The sequence below is a fragment of the Burkholderia territorii genome, assembly GCF_001718335.1.
Classification (GTDB): domain Bacteria; phylum Pseudomonadota; class Gammaproteobacteria; order Burkholderiales; family Burkholderiaceae; genus Burkholderia; species Burkholderia territorii.
On the sequence record NZ_CP013366.1, the window covers coordinates 2584096 to 2602188 of the forward strand.

The 18093-nt window shown below is 70.4% G+C and carries 17 protein-coding genes; 8 read left to right on the forward strand and 9 right to left on the reverse strand.

Annotated features, from left to right (window positions below):
* Positions 1 to 129: 129 nt before the first annotated feature.
* Together WS51_RS22465 and WS51_RS22470 are read right to left on the reverse strand one after the other, a co-directional pair.
* Complete coding sequence (locus WS51_RS22465) at positions 130 to 4170, reverse strand: translocation/assembly module TamB domain-containing protein (protein ID WP_069229794.1); 4041 nt, start codon at positions 4168 to 4170, stop codon at positions 130 to 132.
* A gap of 28 nt (positions 4171 to 4198) precedes the next feature.
* Complete coding sequence (locus WS51_RS22470; RefSeq protein WP_069229795.1) at positions 4199 to 6025, reverse strand: autotransporter assembly complex protein TamA; 1827 nt, start codon at positions 6023 to 6025, stop codon at positions 4199 to 4201.
* 253 nt (positions 6026 to 6278) lie between these two features.
* Here WS51_RS22470 and WS51_RS22475 point away from each other — a divergent pair, with 253 nt between their 5' ends.
* From WS51_RS22475 to panD, 4 genes are all read left to right on the forward strand, one after another.
* Positions 6279 to 6467, forward strand: a complete 189-nt coding sequence (locus tag WS51_RS22475) for a DUF3460 family protein (protein WP_009692996.1) — start codon at positions 6279 to 6281, stop codon at positions 6465 to 6467.
* A 4-nt stretch (positions 6468 to 6471) separates the two neighbouring features.
* Positions 6472 to 7344, forward strand: a complete 873-nt coding sequence (locus WS51_RS22480; RefSeq protein WP_059450996.1) for a segregation and condensation protein A — start codon at positions 6472 to 6474, stop codon at positions 7342 to 7344.
* A 257-nt stretch (positions 7345 to 7601) separates the two neighbouring features.
* Positions 7602 to 8441 (forward strand): pantoate--beta-alanine ligase, encoded by an 840-nt coding sequence (gene panC, locus WS51_RS22485; RefSeq protein WP_060024291.1) that lies wholly within the window; start codon positions 7602 to 7604, stop codon positions 8439 to 8441.
* A gap of 41 nt (positions 8442 to 8482) precedes the next feature.
* The gene (gene panD, locus WS51_RS22490; protein WP_011885716.1) at positions 8483 to 8869 is read left to right on the forward strand and encodes an aspartate 1-decarboxylase; all 387 of its coding nucleotides are present in this window, start codon (positions 8483 to 8485) and stop codon (positions 8867 to 8869) included.
* 180 nt (positions 8870 to 9049) lie between these two features.
* On the opposite strand, the gene WS51_RS22495 is transcribed toward panD, so the two are convergent.
* The 4 genes from WS51_RS22495 to WS51_RS22505 all read right to left on the reverse strand — a co-directional run bounded on the left by WS51_RS22495 (position 9050) and on the right by WS51_RS22505 (position 12140).
* Positions 9050 to 9709: a ParA family protein gene (locus WS51_RS22495; RefSeq protein ID WP_059508192.1), complete on the reverse strand. Its 660-nt coding sequence runs from the start codon at positions 9707 to 9709 to the stop codon at positions 9050 to 9052.
* A 126-nt stretch (positions 9710 to 9835) separates the two neighbouring features.
* Entirely contained in the window at positions 9836 to 10249 is a 414-nt protein-coding gene (locus WS51_RS22500; RefSeq protein WP_059508224.1) for a DoxX family protein, read from the reverse strand.
* 165 nt (positions 10250 to 10414) lie between these two features.
* Entirely contained in the window at positions 10415 to 10555 is a 141-nt protein-coding gene (locus WS51_RS32620; protein WP_167357999.1) for a hypothetical protein, read from the reverse strand.
* An 82-nt stretch (positions 10556 to 10637) separates the two neighbouring features.
* Positions 10638 to 12140 (reverse strand): cobyric acid synthase, encoded by a 1503-nt coding sequence (locus tag WS51_RS22505; RefSeq protein WP_059868825.1) that lies wholly within the window; start codon positions 12138 to 12140, stop codon positions 10638 to 10640.
* 74 nt (positions 12141 to 12214) lie between these two features.
* On the opposite strand from WS51_RS22505, the gene cobU reads away from it, so the two are divergent.
* From cobU to WS51_RS22525, 4 genes are read left to right on the forward strand one after another with little or no spacing between them, the layout of a single operon-like run.
* Positions 12215 to 12775 carry a bifunctional adenosylcobinamide kinase/adenosylcobinamide-phosphate guanylyltransferase gene (gene cobU / locus WS51_RS22510; RefSeq protein ID WP_059540738.1) on the forward strand — a complete coding sequence of 187 codons (561 nt, stop codon included), beginning with the start codon at positions 12215 to 12217 and terminating at the stop codon, positions 12773 to 12775.
* Positions 12769 to 13713 carry an adenosylcobinamide-phosphate synthase CbiB gene (gene cbiB / locus WS51_RS22515; protein WP_069229796.1) on the forward strand — a complete coding sequence of 315 codons (945 nt, stop codon included), beginning with the start codon at positions 12769 to 12771 and terminating at the stop codon, positions 13711 to 13713. Before cobU ends, cbiB begins: the two co-directional genes overlap by 7 nt.
* Complete coding sequence (gene cobD / locus WS51_RS22520) at positions 13706 to 14725, forward strand: threonine-phosphate decarboxylase CobD (protein WP_059800654.1); 1020 nt, start codon at positions 13706 to 13708, stop codon at positions 14723 to 14725. The genes cbiB and cobD overlap by 8 nt, the downstream gene beginning before the upstream one ends.
* Positions 14722 to 15648, forward strand: coding sequence for a cobalamin-binding protein (locus WS51_RS22525; protein ID WP_069230029.1), 927 nt, complete (start codon positions 14722 to 14724; stop codon positions 15646 to 15648). Before cobD ends, WS51_RS22525 begins: the two co-directional genes overlap by 4 nt.
* A gap of 48 nt (positions 15649 to 15696) precedes the next feature.
* Here WS51_RS22525 and cobC read toward each other — a convergent pair whose 3' ends face one another.
* Genes cobC through cobT form a run of 3 tightly spaced genes read right to left on the reverse strand, consistent with a single transcriptional unit; the run spans position 15697 to position 18090 of the window.
* Positions 15697 to 16281 (reverse strand): alpha-ribazole phosphatase, encoded by a 585-nt coding sequence (cobC, locus tag WS51_RS22530; protein ID WP_059450992.1) that lies wholly within the window; start codon positions 16279 to 16281, stop codon positions 15697 to 15699.
* Complete coding sequence (locus tag WS51_RS22535; protein ID WP_230944504.1) at positions 16266 to 17042, reverse strand: adenosylcobinamide-GDP ribazoletransferase; 777 nt, start codon at positions 17040 to 17042, stop codon at positions 16266 to 16268. The genes cobC and WS51_RS22535 overlap by 16 nt, the downstream gene beginning before the upstream one ends.
* Complete coding sequence (gene cobT / locus WS51_RS22540) at positions 17032 to 18090, reverse strand: nicotinate-nucleotide--dimethylbenzimidazole phosphoribosyltransferase (protein ID WP_069229797.1); 1059 nt, start codon at positions 18088 to 18090, stop codon at positions 17032 to 17034. The genes WS51_RS22535 and cobT overlap by 11 nt, the downstream gene beginning before the upstream one ends.
* Positions 18091 to 18093: the final 3 nt, after the last annotated feature.

Genomic DNA, 18093 nt, shown 5'->3' on the forward strand with positions numbered 1-18093 from the left:
GCACGGCCGCTTGCACGAGAAAGCCCCGCACCGATCGCGTGCGGGGCTTTTTTTATGCCCGCAACCGGGCCGACGGAAAGCGATCGGAGCGACGACAACGAACCCGGCGCGTGCCGGCGTGCGGCATCGTCACCGCTGGCTGAACCAGCGATCGAAGCGCCGCGTGTAGTTCAGGTCGACGCCCTGGAACGTGCCGCCGTATGCGGACACCGACCAGAAGCGCGTCAGGTTGATCGTCGCCTTGAACGCGTTGCTCGCCGACTGCAGGCCCTGCTCGAAGCCGAGCACAAAGCGTTCGTTGATCGCCTTCGACACCTGGATGACCTGCGGATCGGTCAGCCCGACATCGCTGCGGCCGATCGAGAATTCGTCGAGCCCGAAGGTCTGCGCGACACGCTTGCCGGTCACGCTGCCCAGCAGCGCGAGCGCCGCCGTCATCGTGCCCTGCTGGCCGACGTTGTTGCCCTGGTCGGTGCCGTGCCCGAACAGCAGCCACGACAGTTTTTCGTTGTCGGTGACGTTCGGCTCCGACACCAGCTTGACCGTCAGCGCCTGGATCGTGCCGGTGACCTGCACGCCGGCCTCGACCTCCTGGTTGCGCCGCATCGCGAGAATGTTCACGCCCGGATTCGACACGGGGCCGTTGAACGTGAAGAAGCCGTTCTCGACCGCGAGCTTGCGGCCGAACGACGTATACGTGGACCCTTCGGTCACGCGCACGTTGCCGACCGCGCGCAGCGGCACGCCCGGCGCGCTCATCACGGTGATCGTGCCGCGCAGCCCGAGATCCGCGCCGTGCCCCTTGAAGCGGAAGTTGTTGCCGAGGCCGATGTCGATGTTCGCGCGCGGCGCGAGCGACGGTGCCGGCTTGTTGTCGACCTTCTGCGGCTTCGCGACCGCCGTGCCGGTGGGCGTCTCGCCGCGCACCGTCCCGTCCGGGCGCACCACGACGACGTCGTCGGACAAGTGCGGCGCCGCGTCCTCCGGCAGGTCGAACAACGCACGATCCACGACGAACTTGCCGTCGATCGACAGCGCGCCGCGCGGCCCGTCGTTCGCGACGGTCGCCTTGCCCGACAGCGACAGCTTGCGATCGGGCGCCGCGAACAGTTCGAGCTTGTCCGCGACGATGCTCGCGGTCAGGTCCGGCGCCTCGCCGTCGAGACGCACGCGGCCGATCGCGCGCAACGTGCCGTCGCCGCCGTGGAACTCGACCTGCTGGAATTCGACGAGGTTCTCCGCGAGCTTCACGCGCACGATGCCGTCCTTCAGCTGCACGCCCTGGTCGACGAGCGTCGCGGACAGGTCATCTCCCGTCAGCATCCCCGACACGTTCGGCTTCACCGGCGTGCCCGCGATCGTGAGCTTCAGCGCCGCGCGCCCGCCGAGCAGGTAGCTTGGCCCGAACAGGTTGCCGGTCGCCTTCAGCGACGGGATGTCGGCGTCGATGCGGCCGGCGAGCGGGCCTTCGTCGACGACGCCGAACACGCCGTCGCGCAGCGCGAACGGCACGGTGACGTTCGCATCGAGCGTGCCGACCCGGTTCGCCTTCGCGAGCGCCACCACGTTGAGCCGGTTGCCGGGCACAAAGCTCGCGCGTGCCGACAGGTCGGTCAGGCCAAGCGACGCGATGCCGCGGCCGGTCTCGATCGTCACGTCGCCGCCGCGCCGCTTCACCTGCACGTAACCCGTCGCGTTCGCGCCGAGCGAGAAATCCCAGTCGGCATCGAGCACGACGTCGGTGCGCACCGGCGGCCGCTGGCCCGTCAGCTCCTGGCGGATCTCGAGGAAGCGCGCAACCGACGCGCCGCGCACGGCGCCTGCCGAGCGCATCTGGCCGTGATCGAACACGAACGACCTCAGGTCGATCTCCGCGCCCTCGAGCGTGAGCCGCGTTGCGCCGAGCGTCACGCGGCCGGCGCCGGCCGACACGGCGAGCGGCGACTGGAGCGCCACCGCCGGCGTGCCGCGGTTCGCGAGGCGCGTGACGGTACCGTCCCAGCGCATCCCGTCGCGGTTCTCGATCACGCCACCGTTCGCCGCGAGCGTCAGGTCGATCACGCGGCCGTCGGCCGCTCCGAGCGCCGACGCGTCGAGCGTGTGCTTCGCGCGCGTGCCGTCGAGGTTCGCGCGCAGCGATTTCAATTGCAGCGAGCCGAGCGCGATGTCGGTCGCGTCGGTCGTGAATACGAGCGCGCCGTGCGCGCCGTCGCGGATGTCGGCGCGCCCCTGCGCGGCACCGATCCGGTTCGAGCCGACCACGACGTGCTGGGCCTTGTAGGTGCCCGTCACGTTCGGATGCGCGAAGCTGCCGGTCAGCTCGCCCTGCGCCTGCACGAGCCCCTGCACGCCGAAGCCGAGTCGATCGAGCTCGGGCGCGTCGACGACGAAGCGCAGCCGGTCGCCCGGCGCGCCGAAACTGCCGCGCAGGTCGACATGGTTGCCCGCGATCGACAGGTTCGCGTTGCTCGGCAGGATCCGCGCGCCGACGAGCTGCACGACGCCGGCGCCGGTCAGCGGCACGCCGTCGTAGAGGCTGTCGCCGAGCTTGAAGGTCGCCTTCGTCGACATTTGCGGCGCGAACGCACCGGAGGCCGTCAACGTACCCGATACGCGCGTTTCGCCGCGCCGGGCCGGCGCCTTCGCCGTTGCCTTCGCCGTTTTGGCGGCCGGCTTGCCGCCGCCCGCGCCCGGCGCGCTCGTCGCGGCCAGCAGCAGCGGATCGAACGCGGTCAGCGTCGCCTTCGCGTCGTAGCTCGAATGCGCGTCGTGGCGGAACACGCCGGTCAGGTCGATCCGGCCCTTGCCAGCCGTCACGCGCGCATCGGTCAGCACCGTCTGCTGCTGCGTCAGCGCGACCTTCGCGCGCGCGCCGAGCGCCAGCTTCGGATCGTTCAGATCGAAGTCGACGGTCGTCGCATCGCCGGCGAGCGTCACGCCGAGCGGGCCGCCGAGGCGCATCGGCCGCAACTCGGCGACGAACGCGTTGAGATCGAGGTTCGCGACCTTCAGGTCGAAGCGGCCCTTGCCGCCGGTCAGCGTGCCGCCGCCGGTCACGTTGCCGTCGCGGATCAGCTTCAGCGCGAGGCCGTCGATCCGCTGCGCGTGTGCGTCGAGATTGACGGTCGCATGTGCGTCGACGACGGGCAGCAGATGCTCGCCGAGCGTGCCGGGCTTCGCATTGACGATCGACACCGGGCCGGTCACCGCGAATCCTTTGGCCGGCGCGGTCACGGGCGCCAGCTCCGCGCGCACCGCGAGCTCGGCGGCCGGCGCGCCGGGCGAGATCGCCTGCGGGTTCACGTGATCGAACGCAAGCGACGCGCGGGTGAGCGGCACCGCACCGAACGGCGCGGCCTCGACGTGCGCGCGCCCGTTCAGCTTCATCCCGCTCGCGGTGACGTCGGCGACGAGCGCTTCGAGCGAGCCCGATACGTTCGCGCTCGCATTCACCGGTTCGTCGGCGAGCTTGCCCGCGTAGGTCGCGGTGCCCGTCAGCGCGAACGGCTTCACGCCATCGAGCTTCGCGCGCGCGGTCAGCGCGCCGTACGGCGTGTCGACGCCGTCGAGGGCAAGCTCATGGTGACGGCCGTCGCTGCGACCGCTCAGCGCGAGATGGTCGAGCTGCGTCGTCGAGCCGCCTTCGTGAATCGCCAGGTGATCGACGCGCAGGTCGTCGATCCGCAACTGCAGCGGCAGGCTCAGGTCCTGCGGCGTCGTGGACGGCGTCGACGGACCCGGCGCGATCCGCACGTCGACCGTGCCCGCGCGAAGGTAGTCGACGGTCAGCCGCCACGGCGCGCGGGTCAGCGCCCAGCGGCCGTCGAGCCGGTCGATCCGCACTTCGGTGGCGGCGCCGCCGGGGCTCGTCCACGCGAAGCCGCGCAGCCGCACGCCCGTCGCCAGCGCGCCGCCGTCCAGCGTGCCGGCCAGCCGGCCGCCCAGCACACGCACGGCGGTCTGCCACGCCAGCCGCGTGCCGCGCTCGGTCGTCGCCGCGGCCAGTACGAGCCCGGCTGCAAGCACGGCGAGCAGCACGATCGTCACGAGCGTCCACGCGACGATCCGGCCCGCACGCGGGCGGCGCGGCGCGGGCGGCGGCGCGTCGGGCGCGCGCTCGGGCGCGTCCGGGTCGTGAGGCGGCGGCGTGTCGTTCGGATCCTTCGTCATGCGGTTCGTCGTGGCGGGTGCAACACGTTCAGAAAGCGATGCCGAGCGTCAGGTACGGGCGCACGCTATGGTTGCGCAGTCCGTACGCGACGTCGACGTTGATCGGGCCGACGGGGCTGCGCCAGCGCGCGCCGATGCCGACACCCGGATAAAACACGCGCTCGCCCCACGCATCGGTCGCGGTGCCGATGTCGAAGAAGGTCGCGGCGCCCCAGTCGCGGTTGAACCAGTGCTGGTATTCGGCGGTGCCCGTCACCAGGTACTTGGTCGGCAGCACGGAGCCGTCGACGCTGTTGCCGATGCTCTGGTAGCCGTAGCCGCGCACCGAGTTCGAGCCGCCCGCGCGGAACAGCAGCGACGCCGGCACGCCGTTCGAGCTTCCGCTCGTGAACACGCCGCCGAGCTCCGCGCGGAACACGAACAGGTCGCGCTTGCCGACCGGCAGGTACTGCTGGCCGCGCGCGTAACCGCGGATGAAGGTCTGATCGGTCAGCACGCCCTTGATCGCGAAGCCGGCCTCGGCATGGATCAGGTTGCCAGAGCGCGGGAACAGCGGATCGTCGACGTTGCGGCGCGTCCATGCCCACTGCGGCACCAGCGCGCGGCTCGTGGTCGGGCCCGCGCCGTTCTGGTCGAGCCGGTCCTGGTAGAACATCAGCGAGTATGCGTAGTCGATGAACTGACCGGTGCGCGTGCGCTGCGCGCCGACCCGCGCACTGTAGATGCGCGTGTCCGACACGTTGGTGTTCGTGTACGACGCGAGCACGCTGTTGGTCCACCCTTTCTCGCCGGGCGGCATCGACAGCTGGACCTGGCCGTACTGCTGGATCTGGTCGAGCCGGCCCGAGACAGTGAGCGGCCACGCGGCGCCGAACGTGTCGAGATACGTGTAGGAGCCCTGCACGTGCGGGCCCGTGTCGGTCGCATAGCCGACGCCGCCGCGAATGCTGTTGTACGGAAACTCGCTGACCTTCACGTGCACGGGCGTGCGCTCGGGCTTGGCCGTATCGTCGCCGACGTCGATCGCGACGCTCGCGTAGTACGGCGTGTTCTGCAGCTGCCGCTGCAGCTCGGTGATCCGCTGCACGTCGTAGATCTCGCCTTCGGACAGCGGATTGACGTTCGTGACGATCCGTTCCGGGTAGCGGCGCACGCCGTCGACGTCGACCTTGCCGATCGTGAATGTCGGGCCGCTGTCGAACGTGACGGCCAGCGTCGCGCGTTGCGTGCGCGGATCGATGCGCGCCTCCGACGACGCGATCTTCGCGCCCAGGTAGCGGCGCGACTGCAGCTGCCTGAGCGCCGCGCTCTTCGCGCCGTCCCAGTCGGACTGCGTAAAAGGATCGCCCGGCTTCAGCGAGAACGCGAAGCGGGTCGCGGCCTCCTGCTTCGGATCCTCGGTGCCGACCGGGCCCTTGAACGCCAGGTCGACCGTCGACACGACGGTCTGCGGCCCCGGATCGACGGCGACGCGCACGTCGCGTTTGCCGTCGCGCGTGCGCACGTCGGTGCGCACGACCGGCGAGAAATAGCCGGCCGTCGCGGTCAAGTCGCGCACCTGCTGCAGGGTGGCGGTCACGAGGAAGTCGAACTGGTCGTCGCTGATGTCGTCGCGCTTCGCGAAACGCGCGATGTCGAGATGGGCGTTGAGAAGCTTGCGGATCGCGCGCGGCGCGTCGATCTCGACGTCGTACTTCGCGTAGGCCGGCAGCGCGACGAACGCGGCGAGGCAACCCGCGAGGGCTGCCCGGGCCGCCGCGGCGGCGCCGCGCCGCGCGCGCCGAGCGGGGGGGCGCGGCCCGCGCGGGCTCGCTTCGTGCGCCGTATGTGCCTGCTGGTTCACCTGACCCGCCAACTATGACCTCGCCCTCGGTTGTCGTGATTGTGTGGAAAACCCCGTATTTGACCACAGGGCGGCGGCCCTGCCCGCACGGGTGCCGCTTTGATGCCTGGACGCAACGAGGCGCGCGCGGCCCGGCCGGTCGCGCCGCGGGTGCCGGCCAGCGGATTCGACGCGCGATTGCCGCCGGCTGTTCCCCGCGATGCGGTAAAATCCCGCCATCGCGAACCCGGCGCATCGTGCGCCGCCCGAAACGGAAAGCAAAGCCATGCCGTACCAGTCCGACGTCACGCAATTCCTGAACCAGCTCAAGCAACAGAAGCCGACGCTCGAAGAAGAGCAGCGCAAGGGCCGTTCGCTGCTGTGGGACAAGCAGCCGATCGACCTCGACGAGCGCGCCGAGCAGCAGGAATCGCGCGTGAAGCAAACGCCGTACGTCTACTACCAGAACTTCTGACGACGTGAGCGCCGCCGACGAGGCCAGCGCCGCCCGGCAGGACGACGCGATCGCCGCGCCCGCGGGCGCCGATTCGACGCCCGACACCGTCGACGGTGTCGCGGCGTTCGCACGCCTGTACGGCGAGCCGCTCTTCAAGCTGCCGCAGGATCTCTACATCCCGCCCGATGCGCTCGAGGTGTTTCTCGAGACGTTCGAAGGCCCGCTCGACCTGCTGCTGTACCTGATCCGCAAGCAGAACTTCAACGTGCTCGACATCCCGATGGCGCAGGTCACCGCGCAATATCTCGGCTATGTCGACCAGATCCGCACGTCGAACCTCGAGCTGGCGGCCGAATACCTGCTGATGGCCGCGATGCTGATCGAGATCAAGTCGCGCATGCTGCTGCCGGTCAAGAAGGCCGATACCGGCGAGGAAGCCGAGGATCCGCGCGCGGAACTCGTGCGCCGCCTGCTCGAATACGAGCAGATGAAGCTCGCCGCGCAACGCCTCGACCAGCTGCCGCAGCTCGGCCGCGACTTCCTGCGCGCCGAGGTCTACATCGAGCAGAGCATCACGCCGCGCTTCCCGGACGTCAATTCGGACGACCTGCGCGCCGCATGGGCCGACGTGCTCAAGCGCGCGAAGCTCGTCCAGCATCACAAGATCTCCCGCGAGGAGCTGTCGGTGCGCGAGCACATGAGCCTGATCCTGCGCCGGCTGCAGAACGCACGCTTCATGGAGTTCGCCGACCTGTTCGACACGTCGCGCGGCGTGCCGGTCGTCGTCGTGAACTTCATCGCGATGCTCGAACTCGCGCGCGAATCGCTCGTCGAGATCACGCAGGCCGAACCGTTCGCGCCGATCTACGTGCGCCTCGCCTACCTGCCGGCGTAACCCGCGCCACCGCGCCCGCCACCCCGCACACCGAAAGACATCGCATCCCGCCGCCGGCCGCGCCAGCGCGGCCCGCTCGCGGCGCGCCCGCATAAAAAGTGAACGATCGTACTTTTTTCAATGCGCCCGGCGGCCAAATCCTCTACAATCCGCCGACGCCCGATGCGCCGCCCGCGCGCCGGCGTTCTCCGCTTCGACCCCGACGCCGCTGTTGCGGCGCCAACGCGCGCCTCGCGCGAGGAACCCGCTACCCGATCATGAAAGTCATCAGCTCGATCCAGGAACTGCGCGACCAGTTGCGCGGACAGAACCGCACGGCGTTCGTGCCGACGATGGGCAACCTGCACGAAGGTCACCTGTCGTTGATGCGCCTCGCGCGCCAGCACGGCGACCCGGTCGTGGCGAGCATCTTCGTCAACCGGCTGCAGTTCGGCCCGAACGAGGATTTCGACAAATATCCGCGCACGCTGCAGGACGACATCGAGAAGCTGCAGAAGGAAAACGTCTACGTGCTGTTCGCGCCGACCGAGCGCGACATGTACCCCGAGCCGCAGGAGTACCGCGTGCTGCCGCCGGACGACCTCGGCGGGATTCTCGAAGGCGAGTTCCGCCCCGGCTTCTTCGCCGGCGTGTGCACGGTCGTCACGAAGCTGATGTCCTGCGTGCAGCCGCGCGTCGCCGTGTTCGGCAAGAAGGATTACCAGCAGCTGATGATCGTGCGCCGGATGTGCCAGCAGCTCGCGCTGCCGGTGGAGATCATCGCGGCCGAAACCGTGCGCGACGAGGACGGCCTCGCGCTGTCGTCGCGCAACCGTTATCTGACGGCGGACGAGCGCAAGGAAGCCCCCGAACTCGCGAGGACGCTGCAGCGCGTGCGCGACAGCGTGCTCGGCGGCGAACGCGATCTCGGCAAGCTCGAGCAGCACGCGCACGCGCACCTGGCCGAGCGCGGCTGGGTGCCCGACTACATCGCGATCCGCCGCCGCGCGAACCTGATCGCGCCGAGCGCCGCCGAGCTCGAAGCCGGCGAGCCGCTCGTCGTGCTCGCGGCCGCCAAGCTCGGCGCGACGCGCCTGATCGACAACCTGGAAATCTGACGGGCCGCCCGCCCTCGCCTCTCACGCATCACGGAGATACCATGCAGCGCCACATGCTCAAATCGAAGATCCACCGCGCGGCCGTCACGCACTGCGAGCTGCATTACGAAGGCTCGTGCGCGATCGACGAAGACCTGCTCGAAGCGGCGGGCCTCATCGAGAACGAACGGATCGACATCTGGAACATCAACAACGGCGAGCGCTTCTCGACGTATGCGATCAAGGGCGAGCGCGGCAGCGGGATGATTTCGCTGAACGGCTCGGCCGCGCGCCGCGCTCAACTGGGCGATCTGGTGATCATCGCGGCGTTCGCGATGGTCGACGAAGCCGAACTGCAGGCCGGCTGGAAGCCGAAGCTCGTGTTCATCGACGAAGGCAACAAGATCAAGGGCCACCGCGATCACGTGCCGACGCAGAGCTGGACCTGATCCACGCGGCATCCGGCGTGTCGCGATGCGCCGGGCCGGTGCGTCGGCGTGCTCGTGCGCCGTGACGGCCGGCGCCGCGCCCGCATATGCAAGAAGGGCCTGCTCCGGCACGATGCCGGATCAGGCCCTTCTTCATTCACCCTGGCGTAACCGCATCGCCGGGTGTCCGGCCATCAGCGATCAAGACGCCTTCGCGACCTTCTCCGCCTTCGGCGCGCGACGCTCGGCCCATTCGACGATCGGCCGCCACTGTTCGAGATCCTTCTCGACGCGGCTTTTCGCGACGTCCCACAGCGTCAGGCCGTGCGCGGCGATCTGCACGTAATTCTGCGTGTCGCGCACGTAGCCGAGCACCGGCAGGCCGAGCCCTTCGACGAAACGGTGCAGCTGGTCGGACGAGCGCGTGCGCGCGTCGACTCGCATCCCGACGATCCCGACCTCGACGCTGCCCTTGCGCACGGCCTTCTCGCTGGCCAGGCGCTCGAGAAACTGCTGGGTCGCGAGAATATCGAACATCGACGGCTGCAACGGCACGATCACCTTGTCGGCAAGCTGGAGCGCGACGTTGAGCCGGTTGCCGTGCAGCCCGGCCGGCGTATCGATCACCGCATATTCGAGGCCGCGCGGCGGCTTCGACGGCGCGTCCGGATCGAGCTCCCACGCCTCGATCGCCGGCAGCCCGGCCGGCCGCAGGTCGAGCCACGCGTGCGCGGACTGCTGCCGGTCCAGATCGGCGAGCGCCACCCATGCGCCCTGCGCCGCGAAATAGCCGGCAAGATTGGTGGACAACGTGCTCTTCCCCACGCCGCCCTTCGGATTCGCCACCACGATGACCGTCATGAATTCCCCCGAGAAAGCCACGCGGCGCCGGCCGTCTGGCTGGCGCCGCTCGATTGCGGATACAGGGAGCGATGATATCGGCAAACGGGGGGTCACCGGAACGGGTTACGCCGATGGCCGTCCCTTTTATGCGGGGCGCGTCGCGGCGCGCGGTGCGCCGAGCGCGAATGCGCCGCCGCCCAGCAGCGCCTGCACGGCCAGCGTGACGGCCCAGAAAGCCGGGTATTCCCAGCCACCGTTCGGCGACGCGAAGCTCCAGCCGTTGGGCAGATGCGCGGACACCGCACCGAGCATGAACGGCAGCAGCACCAGCGCGGCGACTCGCACGCGAAAGCCCGCGAGCAGCGCAAGGCCGCCGATCAGCTCGACGAACGTCGTCACATACGCGAGCCAGCCCGGCAGGCCGATCGACGCGAAGAACTGCGCGGTGCCGGGCAGCGTGAAGACGAACACCTTCTGCGCGACGTGTGCGAGGTACAGCACGCCGAGTGCGACGCGCAACAGCGCCGCGCCGAGATCGTTGAGGCGATTGGGATTCATGGCGAATTCCTTCATGAGTGGATGAGAATGGATCGCACTCTATTCGAATCGATTCGGCCAATAAACACGCACGCCGGCTTTAACTGATTCTCCACAGGAACGAATCAGGTCGAAAAAAAGGGGCATGACCGATCATGCCCCCGCTGCCCGCATTGGCCGCGAACCTCAGCCGCCGCTTTTGCCTGACGCAGCGTCACCCGAACCGGCCGGGCCGCCGCCCGGTGTGTACGAGTCACACGCGTGCGCAACCGCCGACGCACCCAGCAGCGCCGCGAGCAGCACGCTGAACCACCATCGAGCCTTCATCGTCGCGCTCCTTCGGGCGGACCGCCGCCCATCTGAGTTGTACGCGATTCGTCGCAAAATGCCAGGCCGGGCAGGCCCTGCGTCAGCGGAACTCGGCGTACAGTGCGCGCAGATCGAGATGCTCGGCAAAGGAATCGGCCAGCCGCTCCAGCGACGCCTCGCGCAGCGCCGGATAGTCGATGCGCTCCGCGCGGTCGAGCCCCGCCCACGCGAGGAGTGCCGCACACGCGTCGGGCGCGTCGAACAGCCCGTGCACGTAGGTCGCGAGGATCTGCCCGTCGGCCGACCGTGCGCCGTCCGAACGCACGCCGCCCGGGGCGTCGGCCGCCGCCAGCTCGAGCGCGGGCGCCGCGAGCGCGGGGCCGCGCGTGTCGCCCATGTGGATCTCGTAGCCGTGCACGGCGGCCGCGCCCGGCAGCGCGAGATGTCCGGTCACGTTCTTCAGCGTCTTGTCGGGCTGCAGCGTCGTGTCGAAATCGAGCAGCCCGAGGCCCGGCACGCTGCCGGGCGGGCCCTCGAGGCCGAGCGGATCATCCAGCGTGCGGCCGAGCATCTGCATGCCGCCGCAGATGCCGATCACCTTCCCGCCATAGCGCAGGTGCCGGCGAATCAGCGCGTCCCAGCCCGTGTCGCGCAACCACGCGAGATCGCGCTGCACGCTTTTCGAGCCCGGCAGGATCAGCAGGTCGGCATCGGGCACCGGGCCGCTCTTCCAGTACGTGAACTCGACCTGCGGATGCGCGCGCAGCGGATCGAAATCGGTATGGTTGCTGATCCGCGGCAGCGCCGGCACCACTACCCGCAGCACACCGGCATCGGCCCGCGCGGCGGCGCTGCGCGCCTGCGACGGCAGCATGTCCTCCGCATCGAGCGTCAATCCGTGCAGGTACGGCAGTACGCCGAACACCGGCTTGCCCGTCTGCGCGCGCAGCCAGTCGAGGCCCGGTTCGAGCAGCTTGATGTCGCCGCGAAAGCGGTTGATGACGAAGCCGCGCACGCGCGCGCGCTCGCTGTCCGAAAGGCACGCGAGCGTGCCGACCAGATGCGCGAACACGCCGCCGCGATCGATGTCCGCCACCAGCACGACCGGGCAATCCACGCGTTCCGCGAAGCCCATGTTCGCGATGTCGCCTTCGCGCAGGTTGATCTCGGCCGGGCTGCCCGCGCCTTCGACCAGCACCGTGTCGTAGCGCGCACGCAGCCGCGCGTACGACTCGAGCACCGCGTCGAACGCGACCGGCTTGTAGTCGTGGTACGCACGCGCATCGAGGTTCATGCGCGCCTTGCCGTGGATGATCACCTGCGCGCCGCGATCGCTCGTCGGCTTCAGCAGCACCGGATTGAAATCGGTATGCGGCGCGACACCCGCGGCGAGCGCCTGCAACGCCTGCGCGCGGCCGATCTCGCCGCCATCGGCCGTCACCGCGCTGTTCAGCGCCATGTTCTGCGGCTTGAACGGCGCGACGCGCGCGCCCGCGCGGCGCGCGAGGCGGCACAGGCCCGCGACGAGCGTGCTCTTGCCCGCGTCGGACGTCGTGCCCTGGATCATCAACGTGCCGCGCGGCTGCGGTTCGGGTGCGTTCATCGTATGCAAGTCATGGCGAAGCAAAGGCGGCATTATCGCCCGCGCCGCCACGCGTGCGCCGTTACAATCACGCGATGATTCCGCACGACATCACCTTCGTCCTCGGCGGCGCACGCTCGGGCAAGAGCGCGTACGCCGAGCGGCTCGCCGCCGACAGCGGCCGCCCCGTCACCTACATCGCGACCGCGGCCGCGTCCGCCGCCGACGCCGAATTCGAACGGCGTATCGCGCATCACCGCGCGCGCCGCCCGGCAGACTGGGGCTTCGCCGACGCACCCGTCGACCTCGCCGGCACGCTCGCGCGCCTCGACGATCCGCGCGCATGCCTGCTCGTCGACTGCCTGACGCTGTGGCTCACGAACCTGCTGTGCCCGCTCGACGGCGAACCGCTCGACGATGCGCAGTATGCGGCGCAGGTCGAGCGGCTCGAGCACGCGTTGCGCGGTGCGCGCGCGAAGGTGATCGTCGTCAGCAACGAAATCGGGCTCGGCGTCGTGCCGCTCGGGTCGGTCACGCGCCGCTACGTCGACGAGCTCGGGCGCCTGAACCAGCGCGTCGCCGCGCTCGCGACGCGCGTGACGCTGCTGGTCGCCGGCCTGCCGCTCGAACTGAAGGGCGGAGCGCCGTCATGCTGATGCTGTCGCTGCCGGTCGTCGCGATGCTCGCGGTCGCGGCCGCGATCGTCGATCGCATCGTCGGCGAGCCGGCCGGCTGGCATCCGCTCGTCGCGTTCGGCCGGCTCGCCGCCCGCATCGAAGGTGCGCTGAACACGGGCCGGCGCGGCCGCGTGATCGGCGTCGCCGCGTGGCTCGCGGCAGTGGCGCCGCCGGTGGCCGTCGCGGCGTGGCTCGCGGCCGTGCTGCCGTGGCCGCTCGCGGCCGCGCTGCACGTCGCGCTGCTGTGGTTCGCGCTCGGCGCGAAGAGCCTCGCCGAGCATGTCGCGCCGATTGCCGCCGCGCTGCTACGACACGACCTCGATGCCGCGCGCGCGCTGACCGCGCGGATCGTGTCGCGCGACACGAGCGAAGCCGACGAAGGCGCGCTGTCGCGCGCGGCCGTCGAATCGGCGCTGGAAAACGGCAACGACGCGATCTTCGGCGCGCTCTTCTGGTTCGTCGTCGCCGGCGGCCCCGGCGCGCTGCTGTTCCGGCTCGCGAACACGCTCGACGCGATGTGGGGCTACCGCACGCCGCGCTTCCTGACGTTCGGCTGGGCGTCCGCGCGTATCGACGACGTGCTCAACTGGATTCCCGCGCGCCTCACCGCCGCGAGCTACGCGCTGCTCGGCGACACGGCCGCCGCATGGCGCTGCTGGCGCACGCAGGCGCGCCACTGGGACAGCCCGAACGCGGGCCCGGTGATGGCCGCCGGCGCCGGCAGCCTCAACGTGCAGCTCGGCGGCCCGGCCGTCTATCACGGCGAAATCGAAGAACGTCCCGCGCTCGGCACCGGCGCGCAGGCGACGGCCGTGCATGTCGTCGCCGCGCTGTCGCTCGTCACGCGCACGCTCGCGCTGTGGCTCGCGCTGCTCGTCGCGAGCGGCGCACTCATCCTCGCTACCCATCATGTCTGACGCACGCATCACGCACGGCGGCAACCTGCACGAAGCCGCGCGCCGCCACGGCATTCCGTACGACACGTGGCTCGACCTGTCGACCGGCATCAATCCGGTCGGCTATCCGGTGCCGCCGGTCCCGGCCGACGCCTGGCGCCGGCTCCCCGACGACGGCGATGCGCTCGCCGCATGCGCGGCCGGCTACTATCACGCGCCCGACGCCGCGCACGTGCTGCCCGTTGCCGGCAGCCAGGCCGCGATCCGCGCATTGCCCGCGCTGCTGCCGAAGGGCGACGCCGGGGTCGCGGCGCTCGCATATGGCGAATATGCGCCTGCATTCGCGCGCCACGGCCATCGCGTCGTCCCGCTCGACATCGCCGCGGACGTGCTGCCGGCGTCGTTGCGCCACGTCATCATCGGGAATCCGAATAATCCGACCGCCGAGATCGTTCCGGCCGAGCGGCTGCTCGGCTGGCATGCGCAGCTGTCGGCGCGCGGCGGCACGCTGATCGTCGACGAGGCATTCGCGGACACGGGCGTCGCGCCATCGCTCGCGCATCTCACCGATCGTCCGGGCCTCGTCGTGCTGCGTTCGGTCGGCAAGTTCTTCGGTCTGGCCGGCATTCGCGCCGGTTTCGCGCTCGCCCGCCCCGAACGGGTCGCCGCGTTGCGCGACATGCTCGGCGCGTGGACCGTCAGCGGCCCCGCGCGTCACGCGGTCGTCGCCGCGTTCGCCGACCACGCGTGGCAGAGCGCCGCGCGCGCGCGGCTCGCGGCCGACGGCGAACGCCTCGCCGCGCTGCTGCGCACGCACGGCTTCGCGGTGCACGCGACGCCGCTGTTCAGCTGGACCGACGATCCGCGCGCGGCCGCGCTGCACGCGGCGCTCGCCGCTCGCGGAATCTGGACGCGGCATTTCGCGCAACCGTCGAGCGTGCGCATCGGCCTGCCGGGCAACGAAGCCGAATGGCGGCGCATCGCCGACGCACTTGCGCAGTGCGTCCCGGCGCTGCCGCAGGCGTGCGCATGAGCGCCCGCCCGTTCGGCCGGCTGCCGGCCTTCGCATCGCTCGCGTCGCTCGTCGCGCTCGCGCACGTACCGTTCGCTCACGCCGCCGTGACGGCCCGTGACGATGCCGGCAATACGATCACGCTGCCCGTGCCGGCGCAACGCGTGATCAGCCTCGCGCCGCATGCGACCGAGCTCGTCTACGCGGCCGGCGGCGGCGCGAAACTGGTCGGCACGGTCACGTACAGCGACTACCCGCCCGCCGCGCAGGCCGTGCCGCGTATCGGCGACAACAAGGCGCTCGATCTCGAGCGCATCGCCGCGCTGAAGCCCGATCTCATCGTCGTCTGGCGACACGGCAACGCCGAGCGGCAGACCGACGCGCTGCGTGCGCTGCACATTCCGCTGTTCTTCAGTGAACCGAAACATCTCGACGACGTGGCCACGTCGCTGCGTCGGCTCGGCACGCTGCTCGGCACCGAACCGGTCGCCGACGCGGCCGCGGCATCGTTCTCGCGCGATATCGCGGCGCTGCGCGCGCGTTACGCGGCACGCCCGCCCGTCACGATGTTCTTCCAGGTATGGGACCGCCCGCTGACGACGCTCAACGGCACACACCTGTTCAACGAAGTGATCGCGCTGTGCGGCGGCCGCAACGTGTTCGCGGCGCTGAAACCGCTTGCGCCGACCGTCACCGACGAAGCCGTGCTGGCCGCAAATCCGGAAGCGATCGTGACGACGAGCGCCGGCGCGACGCGTTCCGACGCGCCGCTGCCGAGCCTCGCACGCTGGCGTGCATGGCCCGCGCTGACGGCCGTGGCGCGCAGCAACCTGTTCGCGATCGACGGCGATCTGCTGACCCGGCCGTCGCCGCGGATCGCGCAAGGCGCGGCCGCGCTGTGCGAGGATCTCGACGCCGCGCGGTCGCGGCGTCCGGCGCGCTGATTTTCGCGCTTCGATGCCGCTGCGAATGTCTGGCGAGCAAGCGCTCGCCTAGTCGTCCCACTGGACGACTTCCCACGTGCGCGCGGCATCCTGCGTTCGCAACCAGACGACGCCGCCCGTGGGCACCGGTCGCGACAACAGCGTATCGAGCGGCACGCGCAACGCATGCGATGCGAATGCGCGAATCACGCCTGCGTGCGTGAGCGCCCATTGTGGCGCGTCGGTCCGCGTGAGCGCATCCGCGACGCGTGCGACGCGCGCGGCGAACCGTGCGACGCTTTCGCCGCCATGCGCGCACGCATGCATCAGGTCGGCCGCCCACGCATCGAGCGCCGCGCGGTCGATATCGTCCCAGCGCCGCAGCTCCCACGTGCCGAAGTCCATCTCCTGCCAGCCGGCATCGCGCCGCAACGGCACGCCGAACGCCTGCGCGAGCCGCTCGGCGACCGACGCGCAACGCGTGAGCGGACTCGTCCAGACCTGCTCGGGCAACGGCGCCCCGAGGGCCGCCAGACGCGCACGCACGGCCCGCGCTGCGGCCTCCGCCGATGCGGCGAGCGGCACGTCGCTGCGTCCGTAGCAGATGCCCGGTTCGACAGCGACGGCCGGATGGCGAATCAGGACGAGATCCATCCAAGCACCACGAGATAGATCGCCAGCTCGCACAACTGCTGCGCGAAGCCGAGACAGTCGCCCGTATAGCCGCCGATCCGCTTCACGAAATAGCGGGCCGCCCATGCGCGTACGAGCAAGAGCGCGACGAACGCGGCGAGACCCGCGCGCCAGTCAGGCCAGAACAGCCACGGCAGCCCGAATGCGGCCGCGACCGACGCCGCGCGTGCGCCCATGCGCTGCGCGACCGGCTTCGCCTTGCCCTCCGGTCGCACGTAGTCGAGCGACATCAGGAGGCTCACGGCCCCCGCGCGGCTCGCCGCATGCGCGGCAATCATCGTCCACGCGGCGCGCAGCGGCGGCATGGCCGAGAGCGCCTGCCACTTCAGGCCGAGCACGATCACGAGTGCCGCCGCGCCGAACGTGCCGATTCGCGAATCGTGCATGATGCGCAGCACGTCGTCGCGCGCGTAGCCGCCGCCGAACGCATCGCAGCTGTCGGCGAGGCCATCCTCGTGGAACGCGCCGGTCGCGAGCAGCGTCGCGGCCATCGACAGGCCGACCGCGATCGACGCCGGCAACACGCGCAGCGCCGCGAGATAGACGAGCGCGCCCCACGCGCCGACGCACGCGCCGACCAGTGGAAAGTAACGCGCGGCCTGGTCGAGATCGCCGGCCGCGTAGCCAATCGCGCGCGGCACCGGCACGCGCGTGAAATAACCGAGCGCGACGAAGAAATAGCGCAGTTCGGCGCGCATGCCGCTCGCGCGTTCAGGCGTCACGATTGTCGACGCCCGCGGATTCGAAGCTCGCCATCTCGTTGAGGAACGCGACCGCCGCGCGCACCAGCGGCAGCGCGAGCGCGGCGCCCGTGCCTTCGCCGAGGCGCAGGTCGAGCGCGAGCAGCGGCTTCGCGCCGAAATGCTCGAGCATGCGCCGATGCCCGGCCTCGTGCGATGCGTGCGAGAACACGCAATAGTCGCGCACGCCGGGGGCGATGCGCTCGGCGACGAGCAGCGCCGCCGTCGCGATGAAGCCGTCGACGAGGATCGTCATCCGCTCGCTCGCGGCCGCGAGATACGCACCCGTCATCATCGCGATCTCGAAGCCGCCGAACGTCGCGAGCACATCGAGCGGCGCGATCGCATGCGAATGCCGGACGAGCGCGCGGCCGAGCACCGCGCGCTTGTGCGCGAGCCCCTGGTCGTCGAGGCCCGTGCCGCGCCCGACGCATGCGTCGATCGGCACGTCGAGCAGCCGGCTCATCAGGCATGCGGCCGACGACGTGTTCGCGATCCCCATTTCACCGAAGCCGATCACGTTCGTGCCGAGCGACGCGTGCAGGCGCGCGCGCGCCGCGCCGGCAGCGAGCGCCGTCTTCGCCTCGTCGAGCGTCATCGCGGGCTCGGCCGCGAAGTTGCGCGTGCCGCGCGCGACCGGCAGCGACACGAGCCGGTCGGACACCGGCAGCGTCGACGCGACGCCCGCGTCGACGATTTCGAGCACGCTCTGCGCGACGCCCGAGAACGCGTTGATCGCCGCGCCGCCGGCCAGGAAGTTCGCGACCATCTGCGCGGTGACGGCCTGCGGATACGGACTCACGCCCTCGGCCGCGATCCCGTGGTCGCCCGCGAACACGATCGTCACCGGCCGCTGCACGTGCGGCTTCTCGGTGCGCTGGATCAGTCCGATCTGCAGCGCGAGCGCCTCGAGCTGGCCGAGACTGCCGGGCGGCTTGGTCTTGTGATCGATCACGTGCTGCAGGCGCTTGCGCAGCGTGTCGTCGAGCGGCGCGATCGCGGGCGGGAAGTCGGTGGTCGGGTTCGTCATCGA

Excerpts from the sequence above, each read along its gene's own strand:
- cobT (WP_069229797.1), bottom strand. The coding sequence starts at position 18,090 with ATGACGAACCCGACCACCGACTTCCCGCCCGCGATCGCGCCGCTCGAC.
- cbiB (WP_069229796.1), top strand. The coding sequence starts at position 12,769 with ATGCTGATGCTGTCGCTGCCGGTCGTCGCGATGCTCGCGGTCGCGGCC.
- cobU (WP_059540738.1), top strand. The coding sequence starts at position 12,215 with ATGATTCCGCACGACATCACCTTCGTCCTCGGCGGCGCACGCTCGGGC.
- WS51_RS32620 (WP_167357999.1), bottom strand. The coding sequence starts at position 10,555 with ATGAAGGCTCGATGGTGGTTCAGCGTGCTGCTCGCGGCGCTGCTGGGT.
- cobD (WP_059800654.1), top strand. The coding sequence starts at position 13,706 with ATGTCTGACGCACGCATCACGCACGGCGGCAACCTGCACGAAGCCGCG.
- cobC (WP_059450992.1), bottom strand. The coding sequence starts at position 16,281 with ATGGATCTCGTCCTGATTCGCCATCCGGCCGTCGCTGTCGAACCGGGC.
- WS51_RS22505 (WP_059868825.1), bottom strand. The coding sequence starts at position 12,140 with ATGAACGCACCCGAACCGCAGCCGCGCGGCACGTTGATGATCCAGGGC.
- WS51_RS22475 (WP_009692996.1), top strand. The coding sequence starts at position 6,279 with ATGCCGTACCAGTCCGACGTCACGCAATTCCTGAACCAGCTCAAGCAA.
- WS51_RS22500 (WP_059508224.1), bottom strand. The coding sequence starts at position 10,249 with ATGAATCCCAATCGCCTCAACGATCTCGGCGCGGCGCTGTTGCGCGTC.
- panD (WP_011885716.1), top strand. The coding sequence starts at position 8,483 with ATGCAGCGCCACATGCTCAAATCGAAGATCCACCGCGCGGCCGTCACG.
- WS51_RS22465 (WP_069229794.1), bottom strand. The coding sequence starts at position 4,170 with ATGACGAAGGATCCGAACGACACGCCGCCGCCTCACGACCCGGACGCG.
- panC (WP_060024291.1), top strand. The coding sequence starts at position 7,602 with ATGAAAGTCATCAGCTCGATCCAGGAACTGCGCGACCAGTTGCGCGGA.
- WS51_RS22525 (WP_069230029.1), top strand. The coding sequence starts at position 14,722 with ATGAGCGCCCGCCCGTTCGGCCGGCTGCCGGCCTTCGCATCGCTCGCG.
- WS51_RS22495 (WP_059508192.1), bottom strand. The coding sequence starts at position 9,709 with ATGACGGTCATCGTGGTGGCGAATCCGAAGGGCGGCGTGGGGAAGAGC.